Consider the following 15,390-nt stretch of genomic DNA (forward strand, 5'->3'; position numbering starts at 1 on the left):
GGCTCTTGGGGTTGTGGGAGCCCCGGCCGATTTCCTGGTATACCTAGCTTCTTACCTAGAGACCCTAGGTTATGGACGGGGCGACCCGGAAAGGCAGGCTCCCATGGCCCGAGCGGGTCTCACCGTCGACCGTGTCGTCACGGCCGCCGCCGAACTCGCCGACGAGGCGGGCTTCGAGAACGTCACCCTGTCCGCGCTGGCCCGCCGCTTCGGCGTGAAGGACGCGAGCCTGTACTCGCACGTGAGGGGCCTCGCGGACCTGCGCACCCGGCTCGCGCTGCACGCGGGTGGCGAGCTGATCGACCGGATCGCGGCGGCCGTGGCGGGCCGCGCGGGCAAGGACGCGCTGGCCGCCTTCGCCGGCGCCTACCGCGGCTACGCCCTGGAGCACCCCGGCCGCTACGCCGCCACCCAGATCCGCATCGACCAGTCCCTCGTCGCCGACGCCCCCGCCATGCGCCGCACTGCCGAGATCACCTACGGCATGCTGCGCGCGTACGGCCTCGACGAGCCCGACCTGACCGACGCCGTACGCCTGCTGCGCAGCACCTTCCACGGCTACTGCGCCCTGGAGTCCGCCGGCGGCTTCGGTGCGGACCGGGCCGTACGGGCCTCCTGGGACAAGGCGATCGACGCCCTGCACCTGGCCCTCACCCACTGGCCCCGGGAGAAGAAGACCGATGACTGAACCACCGCACTACGACGTCACGGGCAGCGGCCGGGTGCTGCTGGTCCTGCCCGGCGGGGCCGGGCATCCGATGGGGCTCGGGCCGCTGACCGAGCGGCTGGCCGCGTACTTCACCGTGGTGACGTACGACCCGCTGGGCCTCGCGCACGGCCGGCTCGGCCTGCCGGTGCCCGAGCAGCGGGTGGCGGACTGGAGCGAAGGCGCGCACCGGGTGCTGGAGGCGGTACTTCCGCAGGGCGCGTCCGCGTACGTCTTCGGGACCAGCTCCGGCGGCATCGCCGCGCTGGACCTGCTCGCCCGGCATCCCGGGCGGCTGGCGCACGTGGTCGCGCACGAGCCGCCCGTCGTGCAGCTCCTCCCGGACGCGGACCGGCAACGGGCGATGTTCGCCGAGGTGGCCGGCACCTGTCGGGCGGCCGGGTTGCGGGCGGCCGGGGCCCGGCTGGCCGCCGGGCTCGACGGCACCCCCGCACCCGACCCCGGGGAAGTGCAACCGCCTTCGGCAGAGGAAGAGTTGAGTACGCCCATGGGTGTCTTCCTCACCCGCGTACTGCTCCCGTTCACCGCTCACGTGTCGGACACGACCGCCCTGCGGTCCGTCTCCGCGCGTCTCACCCTCGGCGCGGGCACCGGCTCCCGGGGCCGGCTGCTGCACCGTACGGCCGTGACGGCGGCGGAGTCGACGGATGGCGCGTTCACGGAGTTCCCCGGCGGCCATCTCGGCGCCCTTGAGCATCCGGCGGAGTTCGCCAGGTGTCTCGTGGACGCGCTGTCCCCCTCCGGCTCCCGGGCCGCCGGGTAGCGGTCACCGCTCGGTCGCGGGGTGTCCCTTGCCCCAGGCCCAGGCGAGGCGGTCCGCACCGGAGGTGTTGGTGGTGGCCAGGCCCAGGTGGGTGCCGCCGCCGGTGAGGGTCTGGATGCTGTAGGTGTCGCCGGTGCGCAGGCCCGGCCAGTAGACCGCGCCCATGTGCAGGGCCCGGAAGGTGTCGGTGTCGGCCTGGATGAAGGCGACCGAGTTGGGGTCGCTGCTCGCCGAGGCGGGCTGGTCGTAGTTCAGCCCGGTCGTCATGGGGGCACCGAACTCGTCCGCGACCGTGCGGGAGGCGCAGGTGCCGATGCGCGCCTTGAGGTCGGCGACCCACTGCGCGTAGGTGGCGCTCTGCTTCCAGAAGCCGTAGTGGTGCAGGGACAGGTAGGTGCCGTCGAGGCGGTGGTCCGCGCAGACGCCGACGACGCTGTCGTTGTAGCCGGAGCCACTGACGAAGACGCGGTCGCGGGGGACGGAGGGGTAGGTGCCGATCCACTGCGCCACCAGGTCGGCCCAGGCCTGGGCGGTGTAGCCGTGCGGCTCGTTCATCGGCTCGAAGTAGACCAGCGCGTTGCGCTGGTAGGCGTGGGTGACGGTGCCCCACATGCGCCAGAAGTCCGGCAGGTTGTCTATGAAGCCGTCCTTCTGGGCTCCGGTGCCCTCCCAGTAGCTGAGGACGACCTTGAAGCCGTGGGCGGTGGCCGCGTCGATGACGGCGCGGTAGGAACGCCAGTAGGCGCCGTTGACGGTGTACGGGTTGATCGGCAGCCGCACCGTGTCGGCCTGGAGGTTCCTGCGGAATCCGGCGATGACGTCACTGGCCTTGGCGTAGGTGGTGGTGTAGTCGTCGGACAGGCTCAGACCGGACAGGACGACGGGGTCGTTCGCGTAGTTGTCGCGCGGGTCGGCCCAGTTGACGCCGTGGAACTGCCGGGGCTCGAGGGACGCGGCCGCCCGGTCCGCACCCGAGGCGGGGACGGAGGCGAGCCCGATGAGGGCACTGCTGCTCAGCGCGACGGCGGCCGCGAGAGTGGTCCGGGCGAGTCGGCTGGTGCGACGAGCGGCTCTGCGGACGGAACGGAACATGTGCGGGGACCTTCCTGTCGCGGGTCGGGGACGGGCTCGGGCGGCGTGCGGACACGGGCGGCCGGCGGGGACTCGGCGGCAGCCGAGGGGGCCGGTTCTCGTTGGGGGCCCAGGGCATGAGGAGGCAGCGGGCAGCCGACACGGCCGGACGGCACCTGGGCGTCCGATGTGGGGCAAGCGCTTGCACGATCAGCTTTCGGGCGAGAGCCTCGCCGCAGGCACCGGGCGGTGTCAAGGTATTCGACAGGGCTTCGTCAAACCATTACGGGAAGTCGCGTCCGCTGCTCAGTGCCTGCACGTCCCCGTAGGACAACGTGGTGCCCTCGGGCGCGTGTCCCTCCGCCACGGCGGCCATCGCGTCCAGGGCCGCGCCGAGCGCCCGCCGGTAGAGCAGGGAGCCGAGGCTGACACGGCGGACGCCCAGGTCGGCCAGCTGGGCGACGGTGGGTCCGCCGGGCGAGTAGAGGACGTTGAGCGGGGCGTCGAGGTGCCGGACGAGGGCGGCGATCCGCTCGGGGTCGGTCAGCCCGGGCACGAAGACCCCGTCGGCGCCCGCCTGCCGGTAGGCGGCCAGGCGGCGCAGGGTGTCCGTCTCGTCACCGTCGCCCAGCCAGTGGGTGTCCGTACGGGCGTTGACGAACAGACCGGGCACGGCCGCCTTCACGGCGGCGATCTTCGCCGCGTGCCGGCCCACGGGACCCAGTCCGTCCTCCAGGTTGACGCCGGCCGCCCCAGCGGCCCACAACTTCGCAACGAATTCCGCCACTTCGGAGGGATCATGGCTGAACCCGTCCTCGGCGTCGACCGAGAGAAGACAGGGCTCCGAGCCCAGGGTCAGGGCAAGGCTCAGGGTCTGCTCCCGGGTCGCACCCTCCCCGTCGGGCAGTCCGGCGGCCGCCGCCACGGCCAGGCTCGTCGTGCCGATGGCCGGAAACCCCCGGGCGGCGAGCGCGACAGCCGAGGCGTGGTCCCAGGCGTTGGGCAGGAGCAGCGGCCGGCCGGGACGGTGATGAAGTCCGGCGAAGGAGGTCACGGTGGGCTCTGCGGTCATACGGCCACGCTAGGCACCGAACGCTTCGGCCCGTGCCGAACGACGGGCACCCACCGCCGGCCCGCCGCCCCTGGCGCGTACGGCCTCTCGGTCCGGGAAACCCGCGCCTCAGCAGGGCGCCACCGACCACGCCGAGCCCGCGGACCGCGCCTGCGCAGGCGTGAAACGGAAGACGCTTTCCGCGCCGGACGCCCAGCGGACACCCACCTCGTGCTCCTCCCCCACCCGCACGGACACCAGCTCGGCGAAGGGCCGGGGCTCCGGCTCGCCGCTGAGCCGGGCGAGCGCCACGAACAGCGTGGCCCCGCCGGCCCCGGTCCGCCCGGTCAGCTCCTCCGACAGGCCCGCCACCGGCAGGAGTTCGGCGCGCAGCCCTTCGGGGGCCGCCCATCCCGTGATCCGCACCGGTGTCCCGGGCTGGGCCCCGGCCACCAGATGGGCGCGTACCTCCACCGCGCCCTCGGCCAGCACGAGGCTGGTGACGGTGATCCCGTCGCGCACGGTGTGCCGGGAGGCGATCCACCCCTCGCCCGTGCCGAGCGGCTCGATCCCGGTGCGGCCCGGGTCGCCGCCGACGATCACGCTGTTGTCGTACGACGTCACGGGCACGGTCGCGGTCGAGTAGGCGAGCCGGGTGTAATAGGGGTCGTAGCGGACGTCCTCGCTGCCGTGGTTGTGCAGCCGGACCACACCGTCCGAACGGGTCGTCTGCAGCAGCCAGTTGGGGACGGGGAGGGGCCGCACCTCGTCGGCGCGGTCGGCCGGGCCCGGTTCCTCCGTCGCCGTCCACACCTCGTGCTCCGGGGGCAGCAACAGGCCGAGAAACCCTTTACTGGCCCAGTACGGGGAGGCCGGCCCCGAGTACGCCTGCACGAGCGACTCGTCGGGGCCGAGCCAGCCCAGCGGGAGCAGGCCGCGCTCGTCGACCGCGCCGCCGTCGAGGAAGTACCGCAGCGCGCCGGACGCGAGGCGCCGGGTCTCCCCCGGGGTCAGGGGGGTCTGCCCGGTCAGCGCGCCGAGCCAGAGCGGGGCGGTCGTCGCGAAACGGTAGGTGAGGGAGCGGCCCTGATGCATCGGGGCGCCGTCGCCGCCGAACAGGCGGGAGTGGTCGGCGAGGTGGCGTGACAACCGCCGACCGTATACAGAAAGCAGTTCGCTGTCGTCCGCCAGCCATGCGTGGAGGACCGTGTACAGGTGCATGGCCCAGCCGTTGTAGTAGTCGAACTTCCGGCCGTCGCCGTCGGTGTACCAGCCGTCGCCGAGGTACCAGCCCTCGATCCGCTCCAGACCGCGGTCGATCGCCTTGCGCGCCGCCTCGGGCCGGTGGCCGATCTCCTGCAGGAAGCCGCCGACGGTGACGGGGAACAACTCCCAGTTGCACGGCCAGGGTTCGGCGGTGAGCGCGTCCGCCAGCCAGTCGGCGGTGCGCTGCCGTACCGGGTCGTCCAGCCGGTCCCACAGCAGCGGCCGGGTCAGCCGGAGGGCGAGCGCGACGGACGCGGCCTCGACGAGCGGCTGACTGCGGTCCCCGATGCGCGGCCACACCCCGCCGGGGCCGGTGGCGAGGCCGTCGGCGTACCGGCCGAGCGCGGCCTCGTCGCGGCGGAAGGCGGCCAGCAGCAGTGTCCGGGCGTACCCCTCCAGGCCGTCGGAGAGATGGCCCGAGTGGCTCACATGGTCGCCGGGCAGGTGGTACAGGGCGCGGTCGGGGGTGGCGTACGGCTCGACGGCGGCCAGCAGCGCGTCTGCGGCGGCCTCCCAGTGGGCGCGGGTGTAGCCGGTGCACGGGCTCGACGCACGGTCGTCGGCGGGCAGTTCGATCACGCGGTGGCCTTCCTTCCTGGCGAACCTGGGGCGCCCCGGTTCCGGTCGGGGCGCCCCAGGGCTTCATCCCACCCGCACGGCACCCCCGGGCACCAGATGCCGGGCGAGAAGCCCGTCGCGGACGAGGCCGGCGTAGACGGTGGCGCCGTGCACGGAGGTGTGCGTGTTGTCGCGCTTCTCGTTGTAGAGGTAGATCGCCTTGGAGCCCTCCGGGCCGAGGGATTCCACCAGCGCCTTGGTCTCGGCCGTGAGGTCGATCAGGGGGGCGTCCTCGGCGGCGGCGGAACGGATGACGGCCGGGAGGTCGACGCCGAGGCTGTTGACCAGCAGGGCGGTGCCGTTGTCCAGGGTGCCGTCGGCATTGAACCAGCGGCGGACGATCGGGACGGCGGTCTCCGGGAGGAGGGAGCGCCGGGTCTCCCCGGTGATGCTCGTGCCGGACGCCGTCGCGCCGCCGAGGCGGACCGTCACGTCGTAGGTGCCCGGCGGTACGTCGAAGTGGCAGGCCGTCGTGGTGCAGTTCGCGATGCCGGGCGACCGGGCGCCGTCGGCCCGGGCGGGGGTCGCCGTCAGCGTGGCGCCCAGGGCGACCGCCAGCAGCACGGCGGTTCCGACACGTCTCATGCGCGGCTCCTCCATCGATGCTCGTCGGCCGAGCCGAGACCGTACCGGTTTGAGCAAGCGCTTTCTAGCTCCAGGCAGAAATTCGCTGGATCGGTAAGTCCCCAGTCTCGCAATCCCTTTCGCGAAATACGTTCGACTGTCACTCTGCCAACACCCGCACCCCCACGCCTTCCGAAGGAGCCCCCATGTCCGGATCCCGAAGCAGAACGGTCCGACGCCGCACCTTCGTCCTCGGCACCGCTGCCGCGACCGCCTCGGCGGCCCTCGCCGGCCCCCTCGCCGGATCCGCGACCGCGGCCGGTTTCGGCTGGAGCGACGACGGCTCGAACTACGTCGTCGACACCGGCGCGAACCTCGTCTTCAAGGTCAGCAAGACCAACGGCGACCTGACCTCGCTGGTGTACAAGGGCACCGAGTACCAGGGCTACGGCGGCAAGAACTCGCACGTCGAGTCCGGCCTCGGCACCTCCACGGTGACCCTGGCCCGGTCCGGCTCGACCATCCTGATCTCCGTCGCGTACGGCACCCTGCGGCACTACTACGCGGCCCGCAGCGGCGAGAACAACATCTACCTGTGGACCGACAAGGCCGACTCCTCGGTCACCGCCACCCGGTACATCGTGCGCGTGAAGGCGGGCCTGTTCCTCAACGACGAACCGGACTCCTACACGTACACCACCAGCACCGTCGAGGCCTCGGACGTGTTCGCGAAGTCCGACGGCCAGACCCGCTCCAAGCACTACTCGAAACACCGGGTCATCGACTACGACTCCATCGGCTGGACCACCGGCGGCGTCGGACTGTGGATCGTCCGCAGCAACCACGAGAAGGCCTCCGGCGGCCCCTTCTACCGCTCGCTGCTGCGCCACCAGAGCGCCGACGGCGGCGGCCTGTACGAGATCCTCTACTACGGCGAGAACCAGACCGAATCCGAGCGCTACGGCCTGCAGGGGCCGTACGTCATCGCCTTCACCGACGGCGGCGCGCCCTCGTCCGCGCTGTACCACGGCACGCTCACCACCCCCTGGGCGGACTCGCTCGGCATCTCGGGGTACGTCCCCGACAGCGGCCGGGGCCGGGTCGCCGGCGTCGGCATCGCAGGGCGGGACACGGCGTACGCGTACACGGTCGGGCTCGCCAACCCGGCGGCGCAGTACTGGGGAGCCGCACGTGCGTCGGACGGGTATTTCTCGGTGTCCCGTATCCTGCCGGGTGCATACACGCTGACTGTCTACAAGGGCGAGCTGGCTGTATACAGTACGCAGGTGACCGTATCCGCGGGCGCGACGACCACGCTCAACACGATCACCATCCCGTCCTCCAACGACCCGTCCAACGCGAGCGCGATCTGGCGGATCGGGAACTGGGACGGCACGCCGAGCGGTTTCAAGAACGCCGACCTGATGACGTACGCGCATCCCTCGGACGTACGGGCCGCCTCGTGGACCGGCAACGTGGTGATCGGAAGCGGTTCCGAGACCTCCGCCTTCCCCTGCTGTCTGTGGAAGGACGTCAACAGCGGCCTGCTCGTCCGCTTCAGGCTGACCGCGGCCCAGGCCGCCGCCGCGCACACCCTGAGGATCGGCGTGACGACGGCCTACGCGAACGGCCGGCCGCAGATCACGGTCAACGACAGCTGGACGTCGGCGATCCCGTCCCCGCCCACCCAGCCGAGCACCCGGTCCCTCACCGTGGGCTCCTACCGGGGCAACAACCACACGTTCAGCTACAACGTCCCGGCCAGTGCGTGGCGCACGGACACCAGCCAGTACAACGTGCTGAAGATCGACGTGGTGAGCGGTTCCGGGACGACGGGCTACCTCAGCGCGGGCACGGCGATCGACGCCATCGACCTGCTCGCCTGAATTCCGGTCACGTTCCGCGTGTCCCTGCTGGTTGGTCCCTGTCCTCTCAGCGGGAGGGCCGGGGTGCGGTCAATGGGTCCGGCGAGGGTGGGAAAGCTCTTTCCCCACGAGGCTTCTCCAAGGGGAGAGGCTTGCTTCGACTAGCGTCGTGACATGACCAGCAACTCCTCCCCCAGCCTCGCCGACGCCCTCGCCGCCGGGACGGTCGTGCTCGACGGCGGCATGTCCAACCAGCTGGAGTCGGCCGGGCACGACCTCGGCGACGAGCTGTGGTCGGCGCGGCTGCTCGCCGAGCGGCCGGAAGCGGTGACGCAGGCGCATCTCGCCTACTTCCGGGCGGGCGCGGACGTGGCCATCACCGCGAGCTACCAGGCCACCTTCGAGGGTTTCGCACGGCGCGGGACGGGCCATGACGAGGCCGCGCGGCTGCTCGCGCTGAGCGTGGACCTCGCGCGTGAGGCCGCCCGGCAGGCCCAGGGCACGGGCGCCGACCGGCCGTTGTGGGTGGCGGCGTCCGTCGGACCGTACGGCGCGATGCTCGCGGACGGCTCCGAGTACCGCGGAAGGTACGGGCTGAGCGTGGCCGAGCTGGAGCGCTTCCACCGGCCGCGGATGGAGGTGCTGGCCGCCGCCGCGCCGGACGTCCTCGCACTGGAGACGGTGCCGGACGCCGACGAGGGCGCGGCGCTGCTCAGGGCGGTGCGCGGGCTGAGGGTGCCGGCGTGGCTGTCGTACACGGCCGACGGTCGGCGCACGCGGGCCGGGCAGCCGCTGGAGGAGGCCTTCGCCCTCGCCGCCGACGTGGACGAGGTGATCGCGGTCGGCGTGAACTGCTGTGCGCCGGAGGACGTCGGGCCCGCGGTGGAGATCGCGGCGCGGGTCACCGGCAAGCCGGTCGTGGCCTATCCCAACAGCGGCGAGGCCTGGGACGCCGAGGCGCGCGCCTGGACCGGGCGAACGAGGTTCGGCGCCGCCCAGGTGAAGACGTGGCGAGACGCGGGGGCGAGGCTCATCGGGGGGTGCTGCCGGGTGGGTCCGGAGGGGATCACGTCGATCAGACAGGCCCTGGCCAGCGCCTGAACGGTGCCTCTTCCCCCCTTCTTCCCCGTGGGAGTCGCGCATCGGCACTGGGCACCTGCTGCTGGGCACGCATGTGGTGGTGCGGGATTCGGTGGGCCGCCCCGGCCGGCGGCTGTACACGGTTCACCGGCGCCGGGCCCCCACCGACCGCCGCAGCCGCCATACCGCCGCCGCCAGCTCCGCTCCCGGTGCCCGGATGTCGGAGGCGGGGGCGGGTTCGGGGACGGTGGGGGCGGCCGACCAGAGGGCGAGTTCGGCGTCCCGCGGACCGTGCGCGGTGTGCGGCTCACCGTCGCCGAAGACCCGCACCGGGTGGGTGGCGTCCCAGGGCTGCCAGCCGGGATCGCCGGTCGTCACGAAGCGCACCCAGGCCGTGTGCATCGCCTCGGCCAGCTCCCGCGGGGCGCCCTCACCCGCCAGTTTCTTCGACTCGGGCAGCTCGCCGGAGTCGAAGACGAAGCCCAGCTCCAGGGCGTGGCAGGCGCCGAGGTCGGGGAGGCGGGACGGCCAGGCGAACTCGTAGAGGTGACAGGTGCGGGGTCGGGCGTCGGCGAGGCGGTGCAGCGGGAGGCGCAGCAGGTGGTCGGTGACCATCTGGCCGACGATCTCGGCGGCGCCCGCCTCGGGGTGCAGGGCGCGGTAGCCGCGGGGCACCTCGTGGCCGGCGCGGCAGCGGGCCATGGCTCCGGCGAGGGCGACGGGGCCGAGCCGGTCGACGTGGTCCAGCAGGCCGCCGGGCACGAGCCAGAGCCGGTACTCGTCCCGGGTCCAGCCCATGAGCAGGTCGACACCCTGGGCGGTGTCGCCGTCGATCAGGGCCTGGAGGGGGTCGCGGGGCACGAGGTCGCCGTCCATGACGATGCCGAACGCGGGTCCGCCCAGGACCGGGCTGCTGAGCCGGCCGACCTCGGCCTGGGTGCGCAGCAGCAGGTCCCGGTCGACGGCGGCGAAGGCCTCGGCGGTGGCGGGGATCCTCAGCCGGCCGGCCATGCGGCGCACCATGCGCCGTACCTTGTCCCGTTCGGACGCCTCCGGTGCTCCGCTCTGCAGCACCGCGCGCCGGATCAGGCCCCGGGTCGCTGGTGCGGCGAGCAGGGCGCCCGCGCTGATGGCACCGGCCGACTGGCCGCACAGGGTGACCCGGTCGGGGTCGCCGCCGAACGCGCCGATCGCGTCGTGCACCCAGCTCAGGGCGGCGAGCTGGTCGCGCAGGCCGGGGTTGGGCGGTGCGTCGGGGAACAGCCCGTAGCCCTCGACGCCGAGCCGGTAGTTGACGGAGACGCAGACGACGCCGTCGCGGGCGAAGGTGGCGCCGTTGTAGACGGGAACGGCGGAGGATCCCCTGGTCAGGGCGCCGCCATGGAGCCAGACGAGGACGGGCAGGCGGGCGCCGGGGTCCGGGTCGGGGGTCCAGACGTTGAGGTTGAGGCAGTCCTCACCGGGGATCTCCGGGTCGGACAGGTACTGGGCGAAGGCCTCGGAGTACGGCGGTTTCGGCGCGGTGGGCCCGAAGGCGCCGGCGTCCCGCACGCCGTCCCAGGGCTCGGGCGGCTCGGGCGGGCGGAACCGGCGGGGGCCGAAGGGCGGGGCGGCGTACGGGATGCCCCGGAACACCGCGACGCCCTGCTCGTACCGGCCGCGTACGGTCCCGTACGGCGTTCTGACCTCGGGTCTGACCTCGGGGTCCGCCTGGTCTGCCGTCATCGCCCACCAGCCCTTCGCCGCGCCCTCGTGCACCGTGCACCATCAGAGCATCACAAGAGCGTCCGGTATTCCGGTGCACGGGCGCACGGGAGGGCCGTTCGGGCTACCTCGGCACGATGGGTGATCGGTTGTCGGCGGTGGGGACAGCACGAGAAGCGAGGCAGGCGGCCGCTTGGGTTCCGCTGCTTCCGTCGAGAGGGCGGTAACCGATTTCTGAAGCAATGCCACGACCTGGAGACGGGCACGACTGGGGCCGACACGCGGACAGTCCAGACATCGCACCTACCTGCCACCCGTCGGCCGTACGCCCAGCCGATTGACCACCCCCCTCCGCAAACATACGGTGGAAGGCGCTTTCTGACACTCGTTTCCATCCCTGCCCCATCCCTGCCCCACGCCACCCCCGTTGCGTTCCCGTTCCCTCCCAGGAGAGCCATGCCCAGCCCCCAGCCGCCGCGGGCCGTGTTCGCGATGGATCCGGTACACCTGCCGCTGCTCTTCCCTCCGCCGCTCATGGCCCGGCTGAGACGGACGGCCGACATCGACGCGCAGCTCGTCGTGCGGGACTTCACCGATCCGTCGGCCGCCGACGCCCTCGCCTCGGCCGACGTACTGATCACCGGCTGGGGCTGCCCGCACCTCGACGCCGGCGCCCTGGCCGCCGTCCCGAGGCTGCGTGCCGTCCTGCACGCCGCGGGCTCGGTCCGCTCCCTGATCGGCGAGGCCCTGTGGAAACACGGCGTCACGGTCTCCAGCGCGGTCGCCGGCAACGCCCTGCCCGTGGCCGAGTACACGCTCGCGATGATCCTGCTCGCCGGGAAGGACGCCTTCGGCCACCGCGAGCGCTACGGCCGCGCCCACACTCGTCCGACTCCCGCCGAGAGCGCCTCCGCCGGCAACTTCCGCCGCCGCGTCGGGGTCGTCGGCGCCTCTCGCGTGGGCCGCCGCCTCATGGAGCTGCTACGGCCGTTCGACCTCACGGTCCTGCTGCACGATCCCTATGTGAGCCCCGACGAGGCCGCCGCCCTCGGGGCGGAACTGCTGCCGCTGGAGGACCTGTTGCGCAGCAGCGACATCGTCAGCCTGCACGCCCCCGACATCCCCGAGACCCACCACATGCTCGACCGGGGCCGGCTCGCCCTCGTCCGGGACGGCGGTGTGCTGATCAACACCGCGCGCGGCGCGCTGGTCGACCACGAGGCGCTGACCGACGAGCTGGTCTCCGGACGGCTGCGCGCGGTCCTCGACGTCACGGAGCCCGAGCCGCTGCCCGCCGATTCCCCGCTGTACCGGCTGCCCAACGTCTTCCTCACTCCGCACATCGCGGGCTCGCTCGGCAACGAGCTGGAGCGGCTGGGCACGATCGTGGTGACGGAGCTCGAGCGGCTGGCGGCGGGCCGGCCGCCGCTGCACGAGGTGCGGCACGCGGACCTGGACCGGGTCGCCTGATGCCCGGTGGGCCGCCGTCGATGCCCCCGCGGGCCGTTGTCCACAGGCCCACCGGGTCCGGGAGGGCCGTTGTCCACAGGCCCCCCGGCCCGGAGTAACGAAGGGCTACGGTTTCCGCACCGGCGCGGGCGCGCGAGCGCGGCCGCACCCCCGGGGAGCAGCCGCCCGCGTGATGCGCGACGGCCGCTCTGGCGCCGACTCCGGGTCGGCAGCGGGCCAGCGTGGCGGCGTGCGGCGACGGGCACGACACGGGGACGCGGCGACGGCCGGACAGTCCGGTCAGGGGGTGCCCGGCCGCCGCCGTCAACGGCCGTGCAGCGGCGATCAGTTGTCGTCCGGCGGCCTGGTTGCGGCCTGGTTGCGGCCTGGCCGCCGGCAATCCGCCGACTGCCGGACCCTCGTCCGGCGGCCGGTTTTTGCCCCGCGACCGATCCTCGTCCGGAACCCGGTCGTCGCCCGGTCGGTCAGTCCCAGACCTCCCTGTGCTGGTGGTCGCGTCCGGCGAGGGCCTCGATCGCGTCCACGGCGCTGCCGTCGTGGTCGCTGCCGGCGGTGCCCTTGCCGGTCTGGACATTGGCCGCGCGGTCCACCTCGAGCCAGGAGTCGGCGTTGGAGTTGTCGATCACGGTGATCAGACTGCCGGACGCGGCCGCCGGTGCCGCACCGGCCGCGAGCACCGCGACGGCGACCGCCGCCGCCATTCCGAGCCGGGGTACGACGCCGGTCACACGCTCACACCCTCGGGGGCGAGCCGCTCCCGGGCGATGTTGCGCTCCAGCAGGCTGGTGGAGGCCTTCACGCCGATCCCGCTCGCGGGGTCGACCTCCGGCAGCCGGCCGTCGGCCGCCTTCAGCCCGGCGAGCGCGGAGTCCATCGCCTCGTGCGCGGCGAACAGGCACGGGGTGCTGTAGATCGCGACGTCGACGCCGAGGTCGGACAGTTCACCGAGGGACAGACGGGGCGACTTGCCGCCGGCGATCTGGTTGAACAGCAACGGCTTGTCCCCGACGACCGCACGGATACGCTTGATCCACTCGACGCTGCGCACCCCGTCGACCAGGACCACATCGGCGTCGGTCGCGGCCAGCCGCTCGGCGCGGTGCAGGATGTCGTGCTCGTCGGTGGCGTCCGTACGCGCGACGACGACCAGGTCCCTGCGCGTCTCGAGGACCTGGTGCAGCTTCTCCAGGTACTCCTCCAGCGGCAGCACCTGTTTGCCGTCGGCGTGGCCGCAGCGGCGGGGCCGTTTCTGGTCCTCGAGAATCACACCGGAGGCGCCGATCCGCTCCAGCCCCTCGACGACGTGACAGGCGACCTCGGGGTCGACGTAGCCGTCGTCGATGTCGACCAGCAGGTGATGGTGCGGGAACGCGCCGCGCAGGCGCTGAACGAAGGCCACCATGTCGGGCCAGGCGATGAAACCGATGTCCGGCAGCCCGTAGTACGAGGCCGCGAAGCCGAAGCCCGAAACGAACATCCCGTCGTAGTGCTTGGCCGCGATCGACGCGGAATACATGTCGTGCACGCCGATCAGCGGTGTGGTCCCGGGCCCGGCGATGCGTTCGCGCAGCTTCTTACCGTAAGTCAAGGTCCGGCTCCTCCTGTGGGTGGGTGACGCGGGGCCGGATGGCCGACACGTCTCGACGCCCTTTGCCAAGACAAGAGCATCTCTAGATACTCACATGACCTTCCATGTAAGCGAGCTTTACTCACCCCAATGGCGTAACCGGTTCACCGCAGAAACGTCACGCGGGGAGTCGGCCCGCCCAGCGGAGCCCGCCGTCCAGATGGGCCAGGAAGAGCGGGTCGCGGTAGGCCTCGGCCGTGTGACCGAGCGCCGTGTAGAAGACGCGACCGCCGCCGGCGCCCTGCTCACGGCACCAGGCCAGCGGATGGTCCGCGCCCATCCCGCCGCCGTCGTACGACGCCTCGTCCGCGCTGAGCAGCACCCGCACCCGCCCGCGAGGGCTCGCGTCGAAGTCGTACCACTCGTCGGTGAGGTCCCAGACGGCCGGCAGCCCACGGGTCGCCGGGTGGCCCGGATCCTCGACGACCACCCGGCCGGGCTGCAGGGCGGGGTGCCGTACGAAGCGGGCGCCGAGGAGTTCGCCGTAGTACGGCCAGCCGTACTCGGTGCAGGCCGCCGCGTGCACCCCGGCGAAGCCGCCGCCCGAGCCGACGTACCGCGCGAGCCGCTCCCGGCCGGCCGGGGTCAGCACATCGCCGCTGGTGGAGAGGAAGACCACGGCCGCGTACCCGTCCAGCGGCCGTTCGAGGTCCAGGGGGTCCTCGGTGTGTTCGACGGCGAACGGGCCGAGCGCGCGTACGGCGGCGACGGCGTCCGGGATCGAGTCGTGGCGGTAGTCCGTGGTGCGGGTGTAGAGCAGCAGTCGCGCGGCCATGCGACGACCCTAAGCCTCAGCCGCCCGCCTGAGCGCCAACTCCCTTGAAGCGCAGGGACGCTGACCGTAGCCTCGCCGGGCATGGACGCCGTTCCCCCGCTGCTGGACCACCTCGTCCTCGCCACGCCCGATCTGGCGGCGACGGTCGCCGACTTCGCGCGGCGGACCGGGGTGACGCCCGTGCCCGGCGGTGCCCATCCCGGTCTGGGCACGCGCAACCATCTGGTGGGACTGGGCGGCCGCGGCTATCTGGAGATCCTCGGCCCCGACCCCGAACAGCCCGATCCCACCGGTCCGCGGCCGTTCGGGGTCGACCGGCTGACCGGGCCGCGCACGCTGACCTGGGCGATCAGCCCGCCCGACCTGGACGCGGCGATCACCACGGCCCGCCGGCGGGGCTACGACCCCGGGCCCGTGCACCCGATGAGCCGCCGCACCCCTGACGGCACCGTTCTGCGGTGGCGGCTGACCGACGGCGGCCATGCGCATCCCTCCGGTCTCGTCCCGTTCCTGATCGACTGGGGCCGGTCCCGCCACCCCACGGCCTCGGGGCTCCCGGTCACCCCACTGCTGGAGGTCTCCGCCACGGCGCCGAACCCGGGGGAACTGCGCACCCCGCTGGCGGCCCTGGGCACCGAGTTGCTCCTCACAGCGGGACCCGCCGCACTCTCCTTCACGGTGGACACACCCAACGGCCCGGTCACCTTCGGCTGAGGCGGGGGCGGGCGAAGGGCTCGGGCGAAGGGCGCGGTCGCGGGCCCGATCGCGGGCGCGAGAGCTTTTGTCCCGTCGCACGTCGCCTCCCCGTG

General features: G+C 72.8%; 14 protein-coding genes. 6 read left to right on the plus strand and 8 right to left on the minus strand.

Annotated features, from left to right (window positions below):
* Nucleotides 1-103 precede the first annotated feature (103 nt).
* Nucleotides 104-688 carry a TetR/AcrR family transcriptional regulator gene (locus tag FB563_RS03335; protein ID WP_055704435.1) on the plus strand — a complete coding sequence of 195 codons (585 nt, stop codon included), beginning with the start codon at nucleotides 104-106 and terminating at the stop codon, nucleotides 686-688.
* On the plus strand, nucleotides 681-1,490 hold the full coding sequence (locus FB563_RS03340) for an alpha/beta fold hydrolase (protein ID WP_055704434.1): 810 nt from the start codon (nucleotides 681-683) through the stop codon (nucleotides 1,488-1,490). Before FB563_RS03335 ends, FB563_RS03340 begins: the two co-directional genes overlap by 8 nt.
* 3 nt (nucleotides 1,491-1,493) lie before the next feature.
* Here FB563_RS03340 and FB563_RS03345 read toward each other — a convergent pair whose 3' ends face one another.
* From FB563_RS03345 to FB563_RS03360, 4 genes are all read right to left on the minus strand, one after another.
* Nucleotides 1,494-2,582, minus strand: a complete 1,089-nt coding sequence (locus FB563_RS03345; protein ID WP_055704433.1) for a cellulase family glycosylhydrolase — start codon at nucleotides 2,580-2,582, stop codon at nucleotides 1,494-1,496.
* A gap of 262 nt (nucleotides 2,583-2,844) precedes the next feature.
* Nucleotides 2,845-3,633: an isocitrate lyase/PEP mutase family protein gene (locus FB563_RS03350; RefSeq protein ID WP_055704432.1), complete on the minus strand. Its 789-nt coding sequence runs from the start codon at nucleotides 3,631-3,633 to the stop codon at nucleotides 2,845-2,847.
* Between the two features lie 108 nt (nucleotides 3,634-3,741).
* Nucleotides 3,742-5,454, minus strand: a complete 1,713-nt coding sequence (locus FB563_RS03355) for a DUF2264 domain-containing protein (protein WP_199832726.1) — start codon at nucleotides 5,452-5,454, stop codon at nucleotides 3,742-3,744.
* A 66-nt stretch (nucleotides 5,455-5,520) separates the two neighbouring features.
* A complete protein-coding gene (locus FB563_RS03360) occupies nucleotides 5,521-6,081 on the minus strand; it encodes an SGNH/GDSL hydrolase family protein (RefSeq protein ID WP_055704430.1) in 561 nt (186 codons plus the stop codon).
* A 185-nt stretch (nucleotides 6,082-6,266) separates the two neighbouring features.
* Here FB563_RS03360 and FB563_RS03365 point away from each other — a divergent pair, with 185 nt between their 5' ends.
* Together FB563_RS03365 and mmuM are read left to right on the plus strand one after the other, a co-directional pair.
* Entirely contained in the window at nucleotides 6,267-7,946 is a 1,680-nt protein-coding gene (locus FB563_RS03365; RefSeq protein ID WP_055704429.1) for a rhamnogalacturonan lyase B N-terminal domain-containing protein, read from the plus strand.
* 153 nt (nucleotides 7,947-8,099) lie between these two features.
* A complete protein-coding gene (mmuM, locus tag FB563_RS03370) occupies nucleotides 8,100-9,026 on the plus strand; it encodes a homocysteine S-methyltransferase (protein ID WP_142218448.1) in 927 nt (308 codons plus the stop codon).
* A 123-nt stretch (nucleotides 9,027-9,149) separates the two neighbouring features.
* On the opposite strand, the gene FB563_RS03375 is transcribed toward mmuM, so the two are convergent.
* Entirely contained in the window at nucleotides 9,150-10,730 is a 1,581-nt protein-coding gene (locus FB563_RS03375) for a carboxylesterase/lipase family protein (RefSeq protein WP_142218449.1), read from the minus strand.
* 435 nt (nucleotides 10,731-11,165) lie between these two features.
* Here FB563_RS03375 and FB563_RS03380 point away from each other — a divergent pair, with 435 nt between their 5' ends.
* Nucleotides 11,166-12,179 (plus strand): hydroxyacid dehydrogenase, encoded by a 1,014-nt coding sequence (locus FB563_RS03380; protein WP_199832970.1) that lies wholly within the window; start codon nucleotides 11,166-11,168, stop codon nucleotides 12,177-12,179.
* Between the two features lie 464 nt (nucleotides 12,180-12,643).
* Here FB563_RS03380 and FB563_RS03385 read toward each other — a convergent pair whose 3' ends face one another.
* The 3 genes from FB563_RS03385 to FB563_RS03395 form a co-directional block, all read right to left on the minus strand.
* On the minus strand, nucleotides 12,644-12,907 hold the full coding sequence (locus FB563_RS03385; protein WP_234357952.1) for a hypothetical protein: 264 nt from the start codon (nucleotides 12,905-12,907) through the stop codon (nucleotides 12,644-12,646).
* Nucleotides 12,904-13,767 carry an isocitrate lyase/PEP mutase family protein gene (locus tag FB563_RS03390; protein WP_055709058.1) on the minus strand — a complete coding sequence of 288 codons (864 nt, stop codon included), beginning with the start codon at nucleotides 13,765-13,767 and terminating at the stop codon, nucleotides 12,904-12,906. Before FB563_RS03390 ends, FB563_RS03385 begins: the two co-directional genes overlap by 4 nt.
* A gap of 157 nt (nucleotides 13,768-13,924) precedes the next feature.
* Complete coding sequence (locus FB563_RS03395) at nucleotides 13,925-14,581, minus strand: ThuA domain-containing protein (protein ID WP_055709059.1); 657 nt, start codon at nucleotides 14,579-14,581, stop codon at nucleotides 13,925-13,927.
* 81 nt (nucleotides 14,582-14,662) lie between these two features.
* On the opposite strand from FB563_RS03395, the gene FB563_RS03400 reads away from it, so the two are divergent.
* The gene (locus FB563_RS03400; protein ID WP_055709060.1) at nucleotides 14,663-15,295 is read left to right on the plus strand and encodes a VOC family protein; all 633 of its coding nucleotides are present in this window, start codon (nucleotides 14,663-14,665) and stop codon (nucleotides 15,293-15,295) included.
* Nucleotides 15,296-15,390: the final 95 nt, after the last annotated feature.

This window comes from Streptomyces puniciscabiei (genome assembly GCF_006715785.1).
GTDB lineage: Bacteria > Actinomycetota > Actinomycetes > Streptomycetales > Streptomycetaceae > Streptomyces > Streptomyces puniciscabiei.